The organism is Rhizohabitans arisaemae (genome assembly GCF_025996515.1).
Classification (GTDB): Bacteria; Actinomycetota; Actinomycetes; order Streptosporangiales; family Streptosporangiaceae; genus Rhizohabitans; species Rhizohabitans arisaemae.
Window position 1 is genome coordinate 230,146 of record NZ_BLRH01000024.1, and the last position, 21,192, is coordinate 251,337.

The 21,192-nt window shown below is 69.0% G+C and carries 17 protein-coding genes; 16 read left to right on the forward strand and 1 reads right to left on the reverse strand.

The genetic code is table 11. The features are described 5' to 3' along the window. Positions 1-322: 322 nt before the first annotated feature. Positions 323-1,009 (reverse strand): class I SAM-dependent methyltransferase, encoded by a 687-nt coding sequence (locus RUR_RS11355; protein WP_283134932.1) that lies wholly within the window; start codon positions 1,007-1,009, stop codon positions 323-325. 522 nt (positions 1,010-1,531) lie between these two features. Here RUR_RS11355 and RUR_RS11360 point away from each other — a divergent pair. The 16 genes from RUR_RS11360 (at position 1,532) to RUR_RS11435 (ending at position 21,004) form a co-directional block, all read left to right on the forward strand. Further along, positions 1,532-2,377 carry an ABC transporter permease gene (locus tag RUR_RS11360; protein WP_283134933.1) on the forward strand — a complete coding sequence of 282 codons (846 nt, stop codon included), beginning with the start codon at positions 1,532-1,534 and terminating at the stop codon, positions 2,375-2,377. A gap of 35 nt (positions 2,378-2,412) precedes the next feature. Further along, positions 2,413-3,207, forward strand: coding sequence for an ABC transporter ATP-binding protein (locus RUR_RS11365; RefSeq protein ID WP_283134934.1), 795 nt, complete (start codon positions 2,413-2,415; stop codon positions 3,205-3,207). Next, positions 3,204-4,031, forward strand: coding sequence for an ABC transporter permease (locus RUR_RS11370; RefSeq protein WP_283134935.1), 828 nt, complete (start codon positions 3,204-3,206; stop codon positions 4,029-4,031). The genes RUR_RS11365 and RUR_RS11370 overlap by 4 nt, the downstream gene beginning before the upstream one ends. A 36-nt stretch (positions 4,032-4,067) precedes the next feature. Then, positions 4,068-5,231, forward strand: a complete 1,164-nt coding sequence (locus RUR_RS11375) for an ABC transporter substrate-binding protein (protein ID WP_283134936.1) — start codon at positions 4,068-4,070, stop codon at positions 5,229-5,231. Positions 5,232-5,314: 83 nt separating this feature from the next. Then, a complete protein-coding gene (locus tag RUR_RS11380) occupies positions 5,315-6,106 on the forward strand; it encodes an IclR family transcriptional regulator (RefSeq protein ID WP_283134937.1) in 792 nt (263 codons plus the stop codon). A 43-nt stretch (positions 6,107-6,149) separates the two neighbouring features. Next, entirely contained in the window at positions 6,150-7,634 is a 1,485-nt protein-coding gene (locus RUR_RS11385; protein ID WP_283134938.1) for an NAD-dependent succinate-semialdehyde dehydrogenase, read from the forward strand. After that, positions 7,631-8,479, forward strand: a complete 849-nt coding sequence (locus RUR_RS11390; protein ID WP_283134939.1) for a nitrilase-related carbon-nitrogen hydrolase — start codon at positions 7,631-7,633, stop codon at positions 8,477-8,479. Before RUR_RS11385 ends, RUR_RS11390 begins: the two co-directional genes overlap by 4 nt. A gap of 114 nt (positions 8,480-8,593) precedes the next feature. Further along, complete coding sequence (locus tag RUR_RS11395; RefSeq protein ID WP_283134940.1) at positions 8,594-9,157, forward strand: amino acid synthesis family protein; 564 nt, start codon at positions 8,594-8,596, stop codon at positions 9,155-9,157. Positions 9,158-9,185: 28 nt separating this feature from the next. Next, on the forward strand, positions 9,186-10,547 hold the full coding sequence (locus tag RUR_RS11400) for an aminotransferase class III-fold pyridoxal phosphate-dependent enzyme (protein ID WP_283134941.1): 1,362 nt from the start codon (positions 9,186-9,188) through the stop codon (positions 10,545-10,547). 232 nt (positions 10,548-10,779) lie between these two features. Continuing rightward, the gene (gene hydA, locus RUR_RS11405; protein WP_283134942.1) at positions 10,780-12,195 is read left to right on the forward strand and encodes a dihydropyrimidinase; all 1,416 of its coding nucleotides are present in this window, start codon (positions 10,780-10,782) and stop codon (positions 12,193-12,195) included. Between the two features lie 26 nt (positions 12,196-12,221). After that, positions 12,222-13,229, forward strand: a complete 1,008-nt coding sequence (locus tag RUR_RS11410; RefSeq protein WP_283134943.1) for an LLM class flavin-dependent oxidoreductase — start codon at positions 12,222-12,224, stop codon at positions 13,227-13,229. Positions 13,230-13,346: 117 nt separating this feature from the next. Then, positions 13,347-14,171 carry a nitrilase-related carbon-nitrogen hydrolase gene (locus tag RUR_RS11415; protein WP_283134944.1) on the forward strand — a complete coding sequence of 275 codons (825 nt, stop codon included), beginning with the start codon at positions 13,347-13,349 and terminating at the stop codon, positions 14,169-14,171. 405 nt (positions 14,172-14,576) lie between these two features. Beyond that, on the forward strand, positions 14,577-15,941 hold the full coding sequence (locus RUR_RS11420; protein ID WP_283134945.1) for a trypsin-like serine protease: 1,365 nt from the start codon (positions 14,577-14,579) through the stop codon (positions 15,939-15,941). Between the two features lie 293 nt (positions 15,942-16,234). Then, on the forward strand, positions 16,235-17,659 hold the full coding sequence (locus RUR_RS11425; protein WP_283134946.1) for a S1 family peptidase: 1,425 nt from the start codon (positions 16,235-16,237) through the stop codon (positions 17,657-17,659). A 257-nt stretch (positions 17,660-17,916) separates the two neighbouring features. Further along, the gene (locus RUR_RS11430; protein WP_283134947.1) at positions 17,917-19,329 is read left to right on the forward strand and encodes a S1 family peptidase; all 1,413 of its coding nucleotides are present in this window, start codon (positions 17,917-17,919) and stop codon (positions 19,327-19,329) included. 331 nt (positions 19,330-19,660) lie between these two features. Continuing rightward, the gene (locus RUR_RS11435) at positions 19,661-21,004 is read left to right on the forward strand and encodes a S1 family peptidase (RefSeq protein WP_283134948.1); all 1,344 of its coding nucleotides are present in this window, start codon (positions 19,661-19,663) and stop codon (positions 21,002-21,004) included. The last annotated feature ends 188 nt before the right edge of the window (positions 21,005-21,192 follow it).

Consider the following 21,192-nt stretch of genomic DNA (forward strand, 5'->3'; position numbering starts at 1 on the left):
GTGTGCACAGCCCTCCGCCCACCTGGTGCGCTCTCTGAAACCGAGTGAACCCGCGGAGCGCGGCCGACCTTGCGATGGCCGGACTGACCGGGCGATTCACGCTTCCCCGCCGGGGCGCAGAGCTGCACGACCCGGGTCCGGTACGGACGTCGGCTCTAGCCGGACACAGCGGAGGAGCGAATCTGATGCTTCGTCGGCCGAAGGCTCAGCTCCGACTGGGGTCTTCCGCTGGAGGCATTGGTAGAACTCCATTTCGACGAAGTGGAGTTGGGTGAGATGCGATCCCATGCTCGCACCGCCCAAGCAGTGGCCTGACTCCGCCTCAAGGGGTGTGGCGGAGGATGAGGGTGTCGAGGTTTTGGCGGTGGACGGTTTTGAAGCCGGATCGGGTGAAGAGGTTGGCGCAGCGGGGGTTGAGGTAGACGACGTGCAGGTCGCGGGGGCTCCGCTCGACCGACTCGCGGATTCGGGCGATGACGCGGTGCATGATTTCGGGGCCGAAGGGGTTGCAGAGGAAGACGACGTTGATCTCTGGCGGGAGTTCGTAGACGGCGGCGTCGGCGCAGTGGACGTCGATGGTGTCGCCGGGGTGGTGCTCCCGGTGGACGGCGATGTTGCGGCGGGCGATCGCGCAGAGGCTCGGGGAGATCTCGACGCCGGTGACGTGGGCGAAGCCGTGTCGTGCGGCGAGGATCAGGGCGCGGCCTTTGCCGGAGCCGAGGTCGAGGAAGGCGGCGGTGCACGGGTCCGCGGGGAGCCTGGCGACGGATTCGGCGAACAGGAGCGGGTTGCAGCTTTCGTACGGCGGGTTGCGCGTGGTCCGGGGGCCGGCCGGGTCGTCGAACGAGGTCTCGGTGTGGTTCCGCAGGTCGAACGCGAGTTCGTGGAAGGCGAGCCGGATCGCGCGGGCGATTCCGCGTCTGCGGATCTGGGCGGGCAGTGTCTTCGCGACGATCGACAGATTCGCGGTCAGCGGGCTTCCGGCCGGCCCATGGCCCCCCTCGGACATGGTTCTCCTGTTCTCGGCGCCGTCCTGGCCCGGGCGGCGAGGATCCCCAGGGCCGCCCGCGCCCGTTGATCATCTCGCCGGGTCCGGCTGATTTCGACGACGGCCGCGCATGACGCCCGCCAAGTTTTCGCCAGGAAGGCGTCCAGGGCGGGTCGCGGTCGGGCAGCCAGGGCCGATCATGGTGTTGACCTGGCTGTTCGTCTGGATTCTAGGTCCCGAAGATCTACCGGGACCACCCTCACTGACAGATATTTGTCAGTCTCTTTCACGTAATGTCGTAGATGTCCAGATTGTTTGGGATTGGGTATTGACGAGGGTTAAGCCCACATCTACATTGAACCAACGGATCGCTGAGTGATCCGACGGTTCAGTGAGAGCGCCACGCCGCTGACCGTGACCCTCCTCCCGACGATCCGGGGAGTGACCGGCATGACGGCCACAAGAAATCTGTCTTCCGCATCTGTCGCCACGGCAGGTCCGTCCCCAGGGCGTGGACGCCCCGGCTGGGCCAACGCGGCGACCTTGCGAAACGGGCTCTTCAGCGGGGTGATCGGCCTCGCCGTCCTGGTGCTGATGGCGGCGGTATGGGAGGGCTACAAAGCGCTCGGTCAGGCGACCGGCGACCGGCTGCTGGGCATTCCGTTCCCGGTCGCCACCGACGACCTGTCCATGCCGAACGTCGGCACGATCCTCGGCGCCCTGGTGGAGCCGGCCCGGCGCGGCGACCCGGCCAGCCTTGGCGTCTACCTGCTCGGCGAAGCCTCGGTGACCTTGCGGGAAGCCGCGTACGGGCTGGTGGCCGGCTCCCTGCTCGGGCTCCTGCTCGCCGTCGTCTTCCTGCATCTGGCGCCGGTGTCCCGCGGGCTCATGCCCTGGCTCGTGGCCTCCCAGACCGTCCCGCTGGTGGCGATCGCCCCGATGATCGTCATCTGGGGCGGCAAGGCCGGGCTGCCGCCCTGGATGGCGGTGACCGGCATCGCCGCCTACCTGGCCTTCTTCCCCGTGACGATCAACTCGTTGCGCGGGCTCAAGTCCCCGCCCCAGGTGCAGACCGAGTTCATGCGGAGTGTCGGGGCGAGCCGGGGCCAGCTGCTGTTCTGGCTGCGGCTGCCCGCCGCGCTGCCGTACGTCTTCGCGGGCCTGCGGCTCGCCGCCACCGCCAGCGTGGTGGGCGCCATCGTCGGCGAGCTCTCCGCCGGGACCGGCCGGGGCATCGGCCGGTCGATCCTCACCTTCGCCTACTACTACTCAAACGGCCCCGAGAAGCTGTACGCGGCCGTGCTCGTCGCCGCGGTCACCGGAATCCTCTTCGTGCAAGTCCTCAATCTGATCGAGCGGTTCGCGCTGCGAAACCGGCAGACCCGATGACCGCCCCCGCCCCTTCGACCTCTCGGGAGTTCCCGATGCCCGAATCCGGGATCATCAGCGTCCACGGTGTCACCAAGGAGTTCAACAGCGCCACCGACCGCTCGGTGACGGCGCTGACGGATATCGATCTGACCATCGCCGAAGGTGAGTTCGTGTCGCTGCTGGGGCCGAGCGGTTGCGGCAAGAGCACCCTGCTGCGGATCCTCGCCGACCTCACCCCGCCCACCGCGGGAACGGTCCAGGTCAACGGCAAGACCCCCGCTGCGGCCCGGCGGGACCGGGACTACGGCATGGTCTTCCAGCAGGCGGGCCTGTTCGAGTGGCGCAGCGTCCGGCGCAATGTGGAGCTGCCGCTGCAGGTCGCCGGGGTGGCCAAGGAGGAGCGCCGGAACAAGGCCTCCGCCATGCTGGACCTGGTCCGGCTGGAGGACTTCGCGAGCCACTTCCCCTGGCAGCTCTCCGGCGGGATGCAGCAGCGGGTGGCGATCGCCCGCGCGCTCTCCGCCGATCCCAAGATCCTGTTCATGGACGAGCCGCTCGGCGCCCTGGACGAGATGAACCGGGAGCACCTCCAGGCCGAGCTGCTCCGGATCTGGTCCGACACCCGGACGACCGTCGTCTTCGTGACGCACAGCATCTCCGAGGCGGTGTTCCTCTCCTCCAGGATCGTGGTGATGTCCGCCCGCCCGGGCCGGATCGCCGCGAACATCGACGTCGACCTGCCGTACCCGCGTACGGCGGCCACGCGGACCACTCCCGAGTTCTTCGAGAAGGTCACGCAGGTCAGGACCGTGCTGCACGGCATGCTGGCCGCCGGGGAGACGTCGTGACCGTCCGCGCGGACGCCGGTCGTCCGCCTTCGGCGCAGGCGGGACGGGCCGCCGCGGTGATCCGGCGCGGGGCGCCGGTGGTCGTCGCCGCGGCGGTGATCCTGGGCGGCTGGGAGCTCGTCGTCCGGCTTTTCGACGTCCCCTCGTTCATCCTCCCGCCCCCGAGTGAGATCGCCTCGGCGCTCTCGGCCCAGTTCGGCACGATTCTCTCCGCGTCGCGGGTGACGGTGCAGGCGGTCCTGCTCGGCCTGGTCCTCGGCGCGGTCGGCGGGGTGCTGGTCGCCTTGGTGGTGAGCCGCTTCCACAAGGTCTCGGCTCCGATCCTGGGTGTCGCGGTGATCGTCAACTGCGCGCCCATCGTCGCGCTCGCCCCGATCTTCAACAACTGGTTCGGCGTGACGAACGTCCTGTCCAAGGCCGGGGTCGCCGCGGTCATGGTCTTCTTCCCCGTGCTGGTCAACACGGCCCGGGGCCTGCTCCAGGTCTCACCCCTCCACCTAGAGATCATGGAGTCGCTGGCGGCGAACCCGCGGCAGGTCTCCTTGATGCTGCGCCTCCCGGGCGCCCTCCCCTTCCTCTTCAACGCGCTCAAGCTCGGCTCCACCCTCGCGGTCATCGGTGTGATCGTGACCGAGTACTTCGGCGGGCCGAGCAACGCGCTCGGCGTCTACATCGCCTACCAGGCGGCGCTGCCCCGCTTCGCCGAGGCGTGGGCCGGGATCTTCATCGCCAGCCTGCTCGGCCTGGCCATGTTCGGCCTGATGACGCTGCTCGAACGCCTGTTCATGCCGTGGCACGCCTCGCTCCACGGCGACGAGAAGTGACCCCCTTTCGACACCTGATCCCCAAGGAGTCTCCCCATGTTCCGACCCCCATGGCGCGCGCGGGCCTTCGCCGCGACGCTCGCCGCAGCCTCCCTCACCCTCGCCGCCTGCGGCGGCATGTCCGAGACCGCCGCCTCCGGCGGGGACTCCGGCTCGGGTGACGCCAAGAACGCCGCGTCCTGCACGACCAAGACGCCGGTCCGGGTCGTCCTGCAGTGGGTGGCCCAGGCGCAGTTCGCCGGCTACTACGCCGCCAAGGACAAGGGCTACTACGACGCCGAGTGCCTGGACGTGACCATCCAGGAGGGCGGCGTCAACATCGTGCCGCAGCAGGTGCTGTCGGCGGGCAACGCCGAGTTCGCGGTCAGCCACGTCACCAAGACGATGGTCACCCGGGAGCAGGGCGCCGACCTGGTCAACGTCGGCCAGGTCTTCCAGCGCGGTGCCTACCTCCAGGTCGCCTGGGCGGATTCGGGCATCAAGACGCTGGCGGACCTGCGCGGCAAGAAGGTCGGCAGCTGGGGCTTCGGCAACGAGCTGGTGCTCTTCGCCGCCATGCGCGGCGAAGGCGTCGACCCGGAGAAGGACACCACCGTCGTACAGCAGCCGTTCGACATGTCGCTGCTGCTCAAGCGGGAGGTCGACGCGGCCCAGGCCAAGACCTACAACGAGTACGCGCAGCTGCTGGAGACGGTCAACCCCAAGACCGGTGAGCTTTACAAGCCGGAGGACTTCACCGCGATCAGCCTGCAGGACGCCGGGTACACCTCTTTAGAGGACGGAATCTACGCGCGCGGTGACTGGCTCGCCGAGGACGGCAACGCCGACGTCGCGGTGAAGTTCCTCAAGGCGACGTACAAGGGCTGGGGTTTCTGCCGCGACGATCTCGCCGGATGTGTGGAGACCGTGCTCGACCACGGCAGCGCGCTCGGCCAGGGTCACCAGACCTGGATGCTCAACGAGATCAACAAGCTGGTGTGGCCCTCCACCGCCGGTATCGGGCAGATGGATCAGAAGGCGTGGGACCAGACCATCAAGATCGCCGTTGACGCCAAGGTCCTCAAGGGGAACCCGAGCGAGGGCGCCTTCCGGACGGATCTCACGGAGAAGGCGAACGAGCAGCTCAAGGCGGAGGGCTTCGACACGGTCGGCGCGAACTTCAAGGCGGCGACGGTGCAGGTCACCCCGGGCGGAAAATAGCGGCGCGAGACCGCGGGCGGGGGAGGATGTCACGATTGTGGGCGCGATGTCAGTCGAACACATCAGGGTAAACGGAGGACATGATGGCACCGAGTGAAGCAGGGCTGGTCCGGCGGACTATCTGGCTGCTTCGTGCCGTGGCGGCCCACCCCCAAGGGGTCGGCCTCAGCGAGGTCGCCCGCGAGTCGGGCATCCCCAAGGCCACGTGCTACCGCGTGCTCACCGTCCTCGAACGGGAGAGCTGGCTCACCCTCGACCCCGACACCCGGCGCTACCGGGTCTCCCTCGGACTGCTGTCCATCGTCGGCGGGCTGCTGGACGGCGACGGCGCGTACGGCCATATGCGCGGCGTCCTGCGGCAGCTCGCCGAGGAGACCAAGGAGACCTCGGGTTTCGACGTCCTCCTCCCGCCGAGCGTCATGGTGGTCGCCCAGGTCCCCGGGCCGTCCCTGATCGGGCAGACGCTCAAGCCGGTGCCCCGTACCCAGCCGGTGTGGGCCACCTCCACCGGGAAGGTGCTGCTCGCCGCGCTCGACCCGGAGGCGGTCCGGGCCGAGTTCACCGAGGAGTTCGCCGCCCAGGCCCCGGAGCGGCTCGGGGGCCTGGACGGGTTTCTCGCGTCGCTGGCGGAGGTCCGCGCCAACGGGTTCGCCGTCGCCTACGACGAGCTGGAGGTGGGGGCGGCGTCGGTGGCGGCGCCGGTCCGGATCCGCGACTCCACGCCGTACGCGGTGTGGATCGGCGGTCCCACCTATCGCATCACCCGCGATCGGATCGACGCGGTGGCGGCGTCGGTGATCAAGGCCGCCCGTGGGCTGAGCGAGTTGCTCAGCGTGACAGACATCGTCCTGCCCAGCGCTCTCACCGGGCGCTAGCGAGAGAACAAACCGCGCGGCTCAGCGCGGCGGAGGAGAAGCCATGACAATCCTCACCGATACCATCGCGGCGGCGGAGGGCATCGCCGGGAGCCTGCCGCAAGGCCTGTTCATCGGCGGCGAGTGGCGCCAGGCCGAATCCGGCGCGACGCTCGCCGTCGACGACCCCGCCACCGGGCGGACCGTCGCCGAGGTCGCGGACGCCGGTACGGCCGACGGCCTGGCCGCGCTGACGGCCGCCGTGGACGCCCAGACCTCCTGGGCCGCCGTCCCGCCCCGCGAGCGGGGCGAGATCCTCCGGCGCTCGTTCGAGATCATCATGGCGCGCCGGGACGACCTGGCCGCCCTGATGACCCTGGAGATGGGCAAGCCGCTCGCCGAGTCCCAGGCCGAGGTGGCCTACGCCGCCGAGTTCTTCCGCTGGTTCGCCGAGGAGGCCGTCCGCATCGACGGTGGCTACCTCGTCGCCCCCGGCGGCGGTTCCCGGGTGGTGACGACCCGGCAGCCGGTCGGCCCGTCCCTGCTCATCACCCCGTGGAACTTCCCGATGGCGATGGGCACCCGCAAGATCGGCCCGGCTCTCGCCGCGGGCTGCACCGTGGTGGTGAAGCCGGCCAAGCAGACCCCGCTCTCCATGCTCGCCCTCGCCGCCATCCTGGCGGAGGCCGGAGTGCCTCCGGGTGTGGTCAACGTGTTCACCACCTCCAAGTCCGGCTCGGTGACCTCGGCCCTCATCGCCGACCCGCGGCTGCGCAAGCTCTCCTTCACCGGGTCCACCGAGGTCGGCCGGGCGCTGATCGCCCAGTCCGCGCAGAACGTGCTGCGCACCTCGATGGAGCTCGGGGGGAACGCCCCGTTCGTCGTGTTCGACGACGCCGACGTCACGCTCGCCGTGGAAGGCGCCGTCCAGGCGAAGATGCGGAACATCGGCGAGGCGTGCACCGCCGCCAACCGGTTCTACGTCCAGCGCGGCGTGGCCCGCGAGTTCGGCGAGGCGCTCGCCGAGCGGCTCGGCTCCCTGGTCATCGGGCACGGGCTCGACCCCGCGACCCAGGTCGGGCCGCTGATCGACCGCAACGCGCTCACCGGCGTGAGCGAACTGGTGGACGCGGCCACCTCCGCCGGGGCCCGGGTGCTCACCGGTGGCGAGGCGGTCGACGGGGCGGGCAACTTCTACCGGCCGACCGTGCTGACCGGGGTGCCGCACGGCATCCGGACCGTCCGGGAGGAGATCTTCGGCCCGGTCGCGCCGATCGTCGCCTTCGACAACGAGGACGAGGCGATCGCCATGGCCAACGATTCGGAGTACGGCCTCGCGGCGTACGTCTTCACCGAGGCGCTCGAACGCGGCCTGCGGGTCTGCGAGCGGATCGAGAGCGGCATGGTCGGTCTCAACCAGGGCATCATCTCCAACCCGGCCGCCCCGTTCGGCGGGGTCAAGCACTCCGGCCTCGGCCGGGAGGGCGGTTTCGGCGGCATCGACGAGTACCTCGAGGTCAAGTACATGTCGATCAGGGCGCCCTGGTGACGGCGTTCCTCCTCGCCGGGGTGCAGATGCGCCCGGAGATCGGCGATGTGGACGGCAACATCCGGCGCTCGTCGGAGTGGATCGTCAAGGCGGCCGGGCAGGGGGCCAAGCTGGTCGTCCTGCCCGAGGCCGTCTCGGCCGGGTACGTCTTCGCGGACTCGGCCGAGGCGCTGAGGTACGCCGAGGAGATCCCGGACGGCCCCGCCTGCAGCGCCTGGGCGGCTCTCGCGGCCGAGTACGGGCTGTGGATCGTGGCCGGGCTTACCGAACGGTCCGGCGGACGCCCGTACAACTCGGCCGTGCTCATCGGCCCGGACGGGCATGTTGGAACGTTCCGCAAGGCGCACCTGTGGAACGACGAGAAGGCGATCTACGGGCCCAACGAGGCCGGCTTCCCGGTGTTCGACACCCCGCTCGGGCGGATCGGGATCGCGATCTGCTACGACGCCTGGTTTCCGGAGAGCTTCCGCAGCGCGGCGTTGCAGGGCGCCGACCTGATCGTGCTGCCCTCCAACTGGGTGCCGGTCCCGGGGCAGCCGCCGGGGGTGCCCGCCATGGCCAACCTGATGTGCATGACCGGCGCGCACGTCAACCAGTGCTACATCGCCGGGGTGAGCCGGGTCGGGGTCGAACGGGGGCAGGAGTTCGTCGGCAGATCGCTGATCGTCGGCCCCGGGGGCTGGCCGATCGCCGGTCCGGCGAGCAACGACGTCGAGGAGCTGCTCCTCGCCGAGGTCGACCTGATCGGGTCGCGGGCGGTGCGGCACGGCAATCCGTTCAACCAGCCGCTGGCCGACCGGCGTCCCGAGCTGTACGTGACCCGGGGGACACCCGACCCCGGCTAGCCCAATAAGCCGGATATATCCGTTTTATGCGGGTGAATCCCTTGACACCCATCCCCGACGTAAGCAGAATTTGAACCGATGGTTCATTAAATGAACCACCCCTCAGGAGGAACCGTGGGCATCCAGGTCCGGAAGATCGTCAAGCTTCTCGAAGAGACGAGAATGGAGAACGGGCAGCCCGTCCCGGGCCCGCACCGCGTCGCCTTCGTCGGAGCGGTGATCGCCAACCCGTATCCGAGCGAGTACGTCCAGGATCTGGTGACGCTCGCCGACGCCCTGGGCGAGGAGATCGGGCGGCTCATCGGGCCGCCCTGCGTCGAACTGCTCGGCGGTGAGGTGGAGGCCTTCGGCAAGGCCGCGCTGGTCGGCATCGACGGCGAGGTCGAGCACGGCTCCGCGCTCATCCACAACCTGCGGTTCGGCAACGTGTTCCGCAACGCGGCCGGCGGCACCGAGCTGCTCCCGGCCGCGGAGAAGACGGGCCTGCCCGGCAGCCCCATCGACATCCCGCTCAAGCACAAGCTGGACGCCAAGACCCGCTCGCACCACCAGACGGTGACGTTCCAGGTGGCCGACGCCCCCCGCCCCCGCGAGATCCTCGTGGCCTGCGTGGCGGCGAACGCGGGTCGTCCCCTCGCGCGCCTCGCCGTGTTCGGCGCCGAGACGAAGAACAACTGATCACGGCAGGACGCGAGAGGTCAATCCGATGACTGTCACCGACACGCCGACGCAGCCGTGGACCGGGCAGCGGGTGAAGGACGCCGACAAGGAGTACGTCATCCACTCCTGGTCGGTTCAGGGGGCGCTCGACCCCATCCCGGTGGCCGGGGGCGAGGGCTCCTGGTTCTGGGACTACGACGGGCGCAGGTACCTGGACTTCCAGTCGCAGCTGGTCAACCTCAACCTGGGGCACCAACACCCCAAGCTGGTCGAGGCGATCCGCCGCCAGGCCGGGGAGCTCTGCTACATCGGCCCCGGTTTCGCCGAGCGGTCCCGGGCGCAGCTCGCCGAGATGATGGCCGAGCTGACCCCCGGCGACCTGAAGATGACCTTCTTCACCACCGGGGGAGCGGCGGCCAACGAGAACGCGGTCCGGCTCGCCCGGCACATCACCGGACGCCAGAAGATCGTCGCTCGCTACCGCTCCTACCACGGTGCCACCGCCGGTGCCATGTCGCTCACCGGTGACCCGCGCCGCTGGGCCGCCGAGCCCGGGATGTCCGGTGTGGTGCGGATGCTCGACCCCTACACCTACCGCTGCCCGGCCGGTCACCCCGACCCGTGCCCGGTCTGCTCCGGCGGCCCGCACCTGGAGGAGATCCTCCAGTACGAGAACCCGAACACCGTGGCCGCCGTGATCGTCGAGCCGGTGACCGGGACGAACGGCCTGATCTACCCGCCGGACGGCTATCTGCGCTCGCTCCGCGAGGTCTGCGACAAGTACGGCATCCTCCTCATCTTCGACGAGGTGATGGCCGGATTCGGCCGTACCGGCGAATGGTTCGCCTGCGACCACTGGGACGTCGTCCCCGACATCCTCACCAGCGCCAAAGGCCTCAACTCCGGATACGTCCCCCTCGGGGCGATGACCGTCTCGGCGGAGATCTCCGACTGGCTGCGCGACAACATGTTCTGGGGTGGGCTCACCTACGCCGGGCACCCGCTGGCCTGCGCCTCCGGCGTGGCCGCCCTGGAGATCATGCGCGAGGAGAACGTCGTCGAGAACGCCCGGATCATGGGCGAGCGACTCGGCACCGGCCTCGCCGCCCTCGCCGAACGCCACCCGAGCATCGGCGACATCCGCGGGCGGGGCCTGTTCCACGGCGTCGAACTCGTCACGGACCGCGCCACCCGGACCCCCCTCGTGCCGTTCAACGCCAAGGGCCCGGCCGCCGCCCCCGTCGGCCGGTTGATCAAAGCCGCGATGGCGCGGGGGGTCTACCTGACCGCCAACTTCAACGTGCTGCGCCTCACCCCGCCGCTGGTCATCCAGGAGGGTGAGATCGACCTCGCCCTGGAGGTCCTGGACGAGGTGCTCACACTCGCCGACGAGAACTACGTCGGTTGATCGCCGTGCTCGCCGAACCCCGACCCAAGACCCCGGAACCGGCCATACCGGTGGATGCGCGCCGCCGGACCGCGCCACGGAAGGGCGCGCATCCGGCCGGACCGGGCCGACGGTCGACCACCGGGTTCGGCGAGCTCGGCCGTCAGCGCGCGAGCAAGTCGTGTGCCCGGACAGCCGCCGGTGGATCCGGCCGTACCAGCCCGGCGCAGCCGGTCGTGTGAGAGGGAGATCGATGGGATCGACGCTCATCAAGGGCGGAACCGTCGTCAACGCGGACGCCGCGGTCACCGCGGACGTCCTGCTGCGGGACGGCAAGATCGCCGCGCTCGGGCTCGGCCACGACTGGCGGGCCGACACGGTCGTGGACGCCTCGGGCAAGCTGGTGCTGCCCGGCGGGATCGACGTGCACACGCACCTGGAGTACCCGATCGACGGGTTCACCACCAGGACCGCCGACGACTTCCACAGCGGCACGATCGCCGCGGCGCACGGCGGCACGACGACCGTGGTCGACTTCGTGAAGAAGGAGCCGGACCGGTCGCTGCGCGAGTCCTACCTGCGCCGGCGGGACGTCGCCGCGGCGAAGTCGTTCGTCGACTTCGGGCTGCACGCCATCGTGCCGCCGCGCGAGCAGCAGCCGGACGTCCTGGACGACCTGCGACTCCTGGTGGCGGAGGGCGCCTCCAGCTGGAAGTTCTTCATGGCCTATCCGGGGACGCAGATGGTCGACGACGGCCAGCTGCTGGACGGGTTCGAACTCGCGGTCGAGTGCGGCGTGCTGCCCATGGTGCACGCGGAGAACGGCCACATGATCGACCGCGAGATCCGGCTGCTCCTGTCGAGCGGCCGGACCGCGGAGAGCTTTCACGCCGTGGCGCACGCGCACGAGTCCGAGGCCGAGGCGGTGCACCGGGCGGTCGTGCTCGCCGACTCGGTGGGGACACCGCTGTACGTGGTGCACGTCTCCAGCGCCGAAGCGGCCATGGAGATCGGACGCGCCAGGACCCGCGGCTCCCGGGTGTGGGGGGAGACCTGCCCGCAGTACCTCGCGGTCGCCTACGAGGACTACGCCGACCTGGGGGAACGCGCCGCCGCCTACGTCTGCTCCCCGCCGATCCGGGAACGCGGCAACCAGGAGGGGCTGTGGCGGGCGCTCGGCGCGGGGACCCTGTCCACGGTCGCCACCGACCACGCAGGGTTCTGCATGGAGCAGCCCGACGATCTTCCGCCGCAGAAGCTGCGCAGCCCCGGCTACTTCCCCAAGGTGCCGAACGGGGTGCCCGGGGTGGAGGACCGGCTCATGGTGCTCTGGGAGACCGGGGTGCGGACCGGCCGGATCGACGTATGCCGGTTCGTCGACCTGGTGGCCACCCGGCCGGCCAAGCTGTTCGGGCTTTTCCCCGACAAAGGCCTGATCGCGCCCGGTGCCGACGCCGACCTCGTGGTCTGGGACCCGGCGGCCGACCATGTGATCACGGCGGCGGGGTCGCATCTGCGCACCGACTACAACCTCTACGAGGGGATGCGGGTCACCGGACGGCCGGTGCACGTCTTCTCGCGCGGCCATCACCTCGTCGACGACGGCGTCCTCGACGGGGAGCCCGGCCGCGGAGCCTTCCTGGCCCGCGGCAACCCACAGATTTTCTGAAATTTCCGGTGATTGGAGCGGGTGGTATGAAGATTCCCTTGGGCATCCATGTGGGGGAGAGGCTCAGCCTCGAACAGACCTACTGGCAGGCCGAGTTCGCGGATCGCAACGGGTTCGAGTCGGTGTGGGTGGCCGAAGGGCGCCTGTCCAGGGACGGAATCGTGCCGGCCGCGATCATCGCGAGCAAGACCTCCCAGATCAAGATCGCTACCGGTGTGCTCAACAACAAGAGCCGGAACGCCGCCCTGATGGCCGTCACCTTCAAGACCCTCGACGAGGTGGCCCCCGGCCGGGCCGTCCTCGGCATCGGCGCCTGGTGGGAGCCGCTCGCCACCAAGGTCGGCCAGCCGCTGGTCCGGCCGATCGCCGCCATGCGCGAGTACATCACCGTGTGCCAGGCGTTCTTCCGCAACGAGCTGGTGGAGTTCGAGGGCGAGTTCGTGCAGATGCGCGGGGTCCGGTTCGACAGCATGTACCGGGAGAACAAGCCGGTGAACGTGCCGATCTACATCGGTGCGGTCGGGCCCAAGATGCTGGAGCTGGCCGGGGAGATCAGCGACGGCGTCAACATGGACTTCCTCCTTCCGCCGTCCTACCTGACCGGCGCCAAGGAGGCGATCGGCCGGGGCGTCGCCAAGCGCACGGACGGCAAGACCGGGATCGACCTCACCCAGATCGTGGCCTGCAGCGTCAACGACGACGACCCGCAGGAGGCCATCGACGCGTGCAAGGCGTTCCTCACGCTCTACCTCATGCAGCAGCCGCACATCGCCGAGCACTGCGGGGTCGAGCGCGAGCTGGTCGACCGGATCCAGGAGGTGGCGGGCTGGCCGGCCACCCCCGAGGACATCAAGCGGGCGATGCCGCTGGTCCCCAACTCGCTGGTGCAGAACGTCACCGCCTGCGGCTCCACCGACCAGGCGTTCGAGAAGCTCATGGCCTACCACGAGGCCGGGGTGCGCTGCCCGATCATCTCGACCCTCGGCGACAAGGAGCAGACGCTCACCCGCCTCGCCCAGGCAGCCAAGGACTGACGGTGCCGGTACGGCGTGCGCCGTGTGCCGCCGTACCGGATCTTCCGCAATCACCGTTGTGACCAGGTGTTTTGTATCCTCTGAAACGCCGCAAGCCGCTCTCGAAGGAGCGAAAGCATGAAGCTCGCCGCAGTTCAACTCCGTGCCACCGACGATCGGGCGGAGACCATCGGCAGGGCCGCCGACCTCGTCGACGCGGCCGCGGGACAGGGCGCCCGGATCATCCTGCTTCCCGAGCTGTTCGCCGTCCCGTTCGTGCAGCCCGACCCGGACCCGGAGTACTTCGCCCTCGCCGAGGGCCCGGACGGCCCGTCCAACGCGATGGCCGCCGAGCGCTCGCGCCGGCACGGGGTCACCGTGGTCTCCTCGATCTTCGAGGCGGGCGAGGTGCCCGGGGTGTACTACAACGCGACCTACACCTACGTCGCCGGTGAGCTGAAGTCGGTCTACCGCAAATCCCACCTGCCGTTCTCGAACGGTTTCCCGGAGAAGTTCTACTTCCGGCCGGGCGGCCTCGAGCCCGAGGTGGTGCAGACCGGTGAGACCGGCGTCGGGACGATCATCTGCTACGAGCGGCACTTCCCGGAGCTGAGCAGGATCGTCGCCCTCCGCGGCGGCTCGGTGCTCTGTGTCCCGGTCGCCTCGGCGAGTGCCCCCATGAAGGAGGTGTTCCAGCTCGAACTCCGGGCGCACGCGGTGTTCAACGGCCTCTTCGTGATCTGCGCCAACCGGGTCGGCAAGGAGGGCGTCAAGGAGTACTTCGGGATGAGCGCCGTGTACGGCCCGGACGGTGACGTCCTCGCCCAGGCGAGCGACGACACCGACGACGTCGCGGTCGCCGAGGTGGACCTCGACGTGATCGCGCGCACCCGCCGGACCCGCCCGTTCCTCCGCGACCGCCGCCCCGAGCTCTACGACCGTCTGAGCCAAACCCAGCCCTGATCGAGCGACGGCGGCGGTCTCACTCACACCAGGTGCGAAGCGAGTGCCCGCGATCCCGGCCGGGGTCGCGGGCACGTCGCGTTCCGCACTGATCCAGCCGGTTGACGGCGGGCGCGGATGCGTAGTCGATCGATGACTCACGGTCGTGACTTCATGTCTTCGCGGACCGGGTGATCAGCGGTGATCACAACATGCGGCTAAATCGAATGGAGATTCTGGCAGCTGCCTAGATTTGGACATCTGGAATATCGGTGAGGTTCGGGCCGTAACCCTCGTTTGGTGCATGGTTCACTTCGTTCCGGCGATTTCCGACGATGGAAATCCTCGGATCTGGAGAAACCCCCTATGGGCCATGCGCTCCCGAGGACCTGTGCGCTACTTGCGGCAGGCATCCTGGTACTTCCGTTGTTCAACTCCCCCGTCTCGGCCGCCACGACGGCGACGATCACCCCGGTTGAGGTGATCACCGAGGACCCGTTCGCGAACCCGGTTCCGCTCAGCCACACCACCCGCTACGCGCTGGAGAAGGTGGAGGAGCGCGCGCTGGCCAACCCCGACGTGTACGCCGCGCCGTACGTGACGGGCGGCCAGCTGTACTCGCCGGTGGTGAACGCCGCCGAGCAGCCCACGGCGGAGACCCTGTCGGTGCCGCCGCCTCCGCCGGTGCCGGACAACGGGACCGACGACCTGGCCGCCGTACCCGCGCCCGACGAAGGGGACAAGCCGGCTGATCCGCCCCCCGCCGCGGCGACCGCTCCCGAGCCGGAGGCGCCGGGGTCCCAGGCCGCACCGCAGGCGGCGCCGCCGCGGGTGAACCTGTGGATCGAGGCCCCGCTGGTGCAGCACAGCCTGACTCGGCTGGAGGAGATCAAGGACGAGGTGCTGGAGCTCACCCCGGCCGTCCTGCCCGGGGCGGACAAGCTGTTCAGCGCGACGATCCAGCCGGAGCTGAACCGGGTTCTGGTGGAGGCGACGGAGGCTCCCGAGGCGTTGCGTACCGCGCTCGCCGTCCGGTACGGCACCGGGGCGGTCGCCGTTCTGCTGGTTCCCGGCGGGGGCCCGATCGAGCCGCAGGCCCGTCAGAACGACGGCAGCCCGTTCTACGGCGGAGCCAGGATGCAGTCCATCGGATTGAACTGCACCGGCGGGTTCGCCTGGCGGGTGGACGGCGCCCCGCACGTGCTCACCGCCGGACACTGCACGGGTATGGGTTCGTGGGTGCACACGCCGGTCACCCGGATGGGCAAGGTGGTCAAGGACAACTGGGGCAACACCACGGGAACGGTCAAGATCGACGGCCAGCGGAAGTACTACGGGGATCTCTCGCTCGTCAAGGTCGATTCCGGGAAGACGTCGAGTGCTCGCATCTACGTGGGGAACGCGACGTCGGGCGCGTCCCGGGTCGTCACCGCCCCGTGGTCGCGTCGCAGCAAGGCGGGCGACAAGTACTGCGTCGGCGGGGCGACGCAGGGGGAGCTGTGCGGATGGGTGGTCGGCTTGACCGGAATCAACATCAAGTACTCCAGCGGCACCGTCGCCAGAAACCTGGTCAGAGGTAAGAAGCAGGGCAAGTGCACCGACTACGGTGACTCCGGCGGTCCGGTCTACACGGTCAACTCCGCCGGCAAGGTCGTGGCCAAGGGGATCCACAGCGGAAAGGGCGGAGGCGGCACCGACAACTACGGTGGCCCCTTCGACCCCTGCTTTGAGTACTACACCGACATCTGGGACGCCTACGACGCGATGCCCGGCGTGCTGGCGCTCGGCTGATCGGCCTGGCCGCGCCGGTGGCGGCGCCCGCGACCTCGACCGGGGTCGCGGGCGCCGTCACCGGCTTGTGTCGCCGGTCGGTGACCTGCTGGGGTCGGCTTCGGCAGATCGAACCGAGTGATCAGCGCTGTTTTTCACGGAGCACCAAGACTGGCCGTGGATTTTGGTGGATATCTAAATTGGGACATCCGGAATATCGATGCATATTTGTCGCTAATTCCTTTTTGGGGCATGGTTCACTTCGTCTTGGTGATCTCCAACCATGGAGATCCGCTTGATACGGAGAACCCCCATTGAGCCATGTGCTCCTGAGAACCCGCGCGCTACTCGCGGCGGGCGCTCTCACTCTTCCGTTGATCTTCATTCCCGTCCCAGCCGTCTCGGCGGTCACGGTCACCCCGGTCGAGGTGATCACCGAGGACCCGTTCGCGGATCCCGTCCCCCTGGACCACCGGACGGACGTCCTGCTCGACCGGGCCGAGGATCGCGCCCTGGCGAGCCCCGACGTGTACGCGACGCCGTACGTGGAGTACGGGCAGCTGGTCGCACCCGTCGTCAACCCCGCCCGCCAGTTGGAGGCGTCCGTGCTCATGGTGCCGCGGGTGCTGCCCCCGGTGCCGGACGACGGGACCGACGACGAGAGCGCGGTGCCGCCCCCCGACGAGCTGGAGAAGCCGGCGGACCCGCCGCCCGCGGCGGCCGGGCTGTCGGCTTCTGAAGCGAAGACCTCACCCGAGGCCAAGGCCTCCCCGTCGTCGGCCTCCGAAGGCGAACTGGTGGCCGAGATCGTCGACGCCCCGGTCGTGAGGTACAGCCTGACCCGGCTCGAGGAGATCAAGGACGAGGTGCTTGAGCTCGCCCCTGAGGTGCTTCCCGGCGCGGACAAGCTGATCAGTGCGGCGGTACACGCGGAGCGGAACCGGGTGGTGGTCGAGGCGACCGAGGCGCCGGACGCGCTGCGGACCGCGCTCGCCGTCCGGTACGGCTCGGACGCGGTCACCATCCTGCTGGTCCCCGACCCGGGGCCGATCGTCGCCCACAACCGCCAGCGGGACACCAGCCCGTTCTACGGCGGGGCCAGGATCGAGGCCAGCGAGGGCAATTGCACCAGTGGCTTCTCCTGGCGGGTGGGGACCGTCCCCTACATGCTCACCGCCGGGCACTGCACCGCGTCCAACTCCCGGGTGTACACCCCGGTGACCCAGATCGGGACGGTGGTCAAGGACAACTGGGACAACGGCATCGGGACCGTGAAGATCGACGGCCAGAGCGGGTACTACGGGGACCTCGCCCTGGTCAAGGTGGTTTCCGGTGCGTCGTCGGCCGGCCGGATGTACATCGGGAACAAGGATTCCGGCTCCTCCCGGGCCGTCGCCGGCATGGCGTCGCGCAAGTCCCGGCGGGGCGACACGTTCTGTATCGGCGGGATGAAGACCGGGGCGCTCTGCGGGTGGAAGGTCACGCACGTCGCGCAGAACGTCCGGTACGGCAAGAAGATCGGCAGGAACCTCGTCAAGAGCAACAAGACCGGCACGTGCCCGGTCGGGGGCGACTCCGGCGCCCCGGCCTACACGCTCAACTCCAAGGGCCGGGTCGTGGCCAAGGGGATCTACAGCGGAGGGGGAGGGTCCGGCACCAAGCTCAACCCCTGCCGGGCGTACTTCACCGACATCCGGGACGCCTACGTGGCGATGCCGGGGATCATCGCCACCGGCTGAGCCCCAGGAGCCGACGGCGCCCGTGATCCACGAGGGTCACGGGCGCTCGTCCGACCTCGTCGACTCCCGGGCACCTTGAGGACCGGCCGAGCTGCGGTGTTCGCAACCGAGGACTAAATCGAACAGGGATTTCAACAGTTTTCCGGATTCGGACATCTGGAATATCGGTGATCTTCGGTCCGTAATCGTGGGTTCTATGGTGGTTCACTTCGTTTTGGTGATCTCCGACCACGGAGATCTCGGATCTGGAGAACCCCATGGGACGAAGGCTCCCGAGGGCCTGCGCGCTACTTGCCGCGGGTGTCCTCACTCTTCCGCTGATCGATTCTCCTGTCTCGGCCGCCTCGACGGCGACGGTCACCCCGGTGGGGGTGATCACTCAGGACCCGTTCGCGAATCCCGCCTCGCTCAGTCACGCCGACGCCTACGCGCTGGGGAAGATGGAGGAGCGGGCACAGGCCAACCCCGGCGTGTACGCCGTACCGTACGTCGCGAACGGCACGCTGTACTCACCGGTGGTGAACCCGGCCGAGCAGCTCAACGCGGCGACCCTGTCGGTACCCCCGGCACCGGCGCAGCAGGACGACGGCACCGACGACCTGACCGCCGTGCCCCCGCCGGACGAAGTGGGGAAGCCGGCCGACCCGGATCCTCCCGCCGCAGCGGCCGCGACGGTTCCCGAGCAGAAGACGCCGCAGCCTCAGGCCGCTCCGCAGGCGGTGCCGCCACGGGTGAACCTGTGGATCGAGGCGCCGCTGGTCCAGCACAGCCTGACTCAGCTGGAGACGATCAGGGACGAGGTGCTGGAGCTGACCCCGGACGTGCTGCCCGGGGTGGAGAACCTGGTCAGCGCCACGATCCACCCCGAGCGCAACCAGGTCGTCGTCGAGGCCAACGCGGCGCCCGAGGCGCTGCGGACCACCCTCGCCGCCCGGTACGGCGACGCGGTCGTCGTGCACCTGACCGACGCCGGCACCCCGCAGCCCCTGGGCCGGCAGAACGACACCAGCCCGTACTACGGGGGAGCCAAAACCGTCACGAACGTCTACACCTGTTCGACCGGATTCTCCTGGTCGTATCTCGGGGCCTCCTACATGCTCTCCGCCGGGCACTGCACGAGCCTGGGCGGCTATGCGAAGCCGCACAACCCGGATTGGGGGGCGGTGATCAAGGACAACTGGAACAACAGCAAGGGCACCGTCAAGATCGACGGCCAGTCGGTCTACCGGGGGGACCTGTCCCTGATCAGAGTCCGGCACGACAGGTCGTCCGCGGGCCGGATCTTTGTCGGCAACGCGCAGTCGTCGGCCAGCCGGGCCGTCGCCGGTATGCCGTCGCGCCGGACCAGGCCCGGGGACAGGTTCTGCTCGGGCGGCATCTCCACCGGTGAGCTCTGCGGCTGGGAGGTGAAGATGGTCGGGGTGACCGTCAACTACGGCGGCGGAAAAGTCGCGCGGAACGTCATCTTCGCCCAGAAGCGAGGGCAGTGCCTGGTCGGCGGGGATTCCGGCGGGTCCGCCTACACCGTCAACAGCAGCGGCAAGATCGTCGCCAAGGGGATCGTGAGCGGCGGGTGGGGTAACGGCACCGCCTCCAGCCCCTGCCGCGGATTCTTCACCGACATCTGGCATGCCCACGACGGGCTTCCCGGAGTCCTGAAGACCGGCTGAACCGGTTGACCGCAGGTGCCCGCGGGCCCGATCGGCTCGCGGGCACCTTCTCCTTGCCCGGGGACGTATGCGGCGGAGCGCGCCCCGGGCGGCCCTGGTGAGCTGTGGCGTGTGAAATCGGGGACTAAATCGAACGGGAATTCTGGCACCTATCTAGATTCGGACATCCAGAATGTTGGTGATATTTAGTCCCTAATCCCTGGTGGGAGGGTGGTTCACTTCGTTTTGGTGATTTCCGGCCATGGAAATCTTCGGATCTGGAGACCCCCCGTTGGGACATGTGTTCCCGAGGACCCGTGCGCTACTTGCGACGGGTGCCCTCACTCTTCCGTTGCTTGTTTCCCCCGTCTCAGCCGCCTCGGCGGCCACGATCGCCGTCGTCGAGGTGATCACCCAGGACCCCTTCGCCGGTCAGGCGCCGCTCGACTACACCACCGCATACAAGCTGGAGAAGCTGGAGGAGCGGGCGCTGGCCAATCCCGGCGTGTACGCCGTACCGTACGTTTCCGGAGACCAGCTGTTCTCCCCGGTGGTGAACGCCGCCGAGCAGGGCGCCGCGGAGAACATGCTGATTCCCCCGCCCCCGCCACCACCGGACAACGGCACCGCCGATCCCGCCGCGATGCCCCCGCCGGATGAGACGGAGAAGCCCGCCGATCCGCCGCCGTCGGCGCCGGCGAGCGTCAGCGCCCCGGAGGAGCGGGAATCGCTCGCCCCGCAGGCCGCGGCGAGTATGTCGTTGTTCCTTGAGGCACCGCTGGTGCCGCACAGCTGGGAACGGCTGGAAGAGATCAAGGATGAGGTGCTGGAGCTCACCCCGGCCGTCCTGACCGGGGCGCAGCACATGGTCAGCGCCACGATCCATCCGGAGCGCAACCAGGTCGTCGTCGAGGCGAACGCGACTCCCCCGGGTCTGCTCGCCGGACTCGCCGCGCGCTACGCAGGCGCGGTCGTCGTGCATCTGACCGACGCGACCCCCGCCGAGCCCACGGCCCGGCACAACGACAGCAGCCCGTTCTGGGGCGGAGCCGCGATCTCCACCAATGTGACGGCCAACTGCACAAGCGGCTTCTCCTGGCAGTTCCGGGGGATCGCCCACATGGTCACCGCCGGGCACTGCACGAGCATGGGCGGCTCGGCGCGAACCCCGGTCACCACAATGGGCACGGTGGTCAAGGACAACTGGAACAACAGCCTCGGCACCGTCAGGATCGACGGGCAGTCGGTCTACCACGGGGACATCTCCCTGGTGGAGGTCGAGTGGCCCAAGGAGGCGTCCGCCCGGATCTACGTCGGCAACGCCACGTCGTCGAGCAGCCGTGCCGTCGCCGGCATGTGGTCGCGCCGGGCCAGACACGGCGACATGTTCTGTTCGGGAGGGAAGGCCACCGGGGAACTCTGCAACTGGCGGGTTGAAATGACCGGGGTGAACATGCGGTACAACGACGGCACTCTCGCGAGGAACGTCATCTTCGCCAAGAAGCGTGGGGTGTGCCTGAAGGGCGGCGACTCCGGTGGGCCCGCCTACACCGTCAACTCCCATGGCAAGGTCGTGGCCAGGGGGATCAACAGCGGGACCGGAGGAAACGGAAGTATCTCCAACCCATGCAAGGGGTTCTTCACCGACATCCGGGACGTCCATGAGGCCTTCCCCGGAATCCTGAAGACCGGCTGAACCACCTGAGGTCAAGGGCGCCCGCGATCCGATCGGTTCGCGGGCGCTTGCATGCCCGGGGTCGCGTGCGGGAGTCGATCGTCGCCGTAGCGGAGCGCCGTCTGGCGGGCCGGCTGAGTGGCGGAGTATCGGTTGGCGGAGCGGCTGAGCTGCGGCATCCGTAATAGGGGACTGAATCGAATAGGGAT

Coding starts and splice junctions, on each gene's coding strand:
- RUR_RS11385 (WP_283134938.1), top strand. CDS start 6,150: ATGACAATCCTCACCGATACCATCGCGGCGGCGGAGGGCATCGCCGGG.
- hydA (WP_283134942.1), top strand. CDS start 10,780: ATGGGATCGACGCTCATCAAGGGCGGAACCGTCGTCAACGCGGACGCC.
- RUR_RS11380 (WP_283134937.1), top strand. CDS start 5,315: ATGGCACCGAGTGAAGCAGGGCTGGTCCGGCGGACTATCTGGCTGCTT.
- RUR_RS11365 (WP_283134934.1), top strand. CDS start 2,413: ATGCCCGAATCCGGGATCATCAGCGTCCACGGTGTCACCAAGGAGTTC.
- RUR_RS11355 (WP_283134932.1), bottom strand. CDS start 1,009: ATGTCCGAGGGGGGCCATGGGCCGGCCGGAAGCCCGCTGACCGCGAAT.
- RUR_RS11410 (WP_283134943.1), top strand. CDS start 12,222: ATGAAGATTCCCTTGGGCATCCATGTGGGGGAGAGGCTCAGCCTCGAA.
- RUR_RS11430 (WP_283134947.1), top strand. CDS start 17,917: ATGGGACGAAGGCTCCCGAGGGCCTGCGCGCTACTTGCCGCGGGTGTC.
- RUR_RS11400 (WP_283134941.1), top strand. CDS start 9,186: ATGACTGTCACCGACACGCCGACGCAGCCGTGGACCGGGCAGCGGGTG.
- RUR_RS11375 (WP_283134936.1), top strand. CDS start 4,068: ATGTTCCGACCCCCATGGCGCGCGCGGGCCTTCGCCGCGACGCTCGCC.
- RUR_RS11415 (WP_283134944.1), top strand. CDS start 13,347: ATGAAGCTCGCCGCAGTTCAACTCCGTGCCACCGACGATCGGGCGGAG.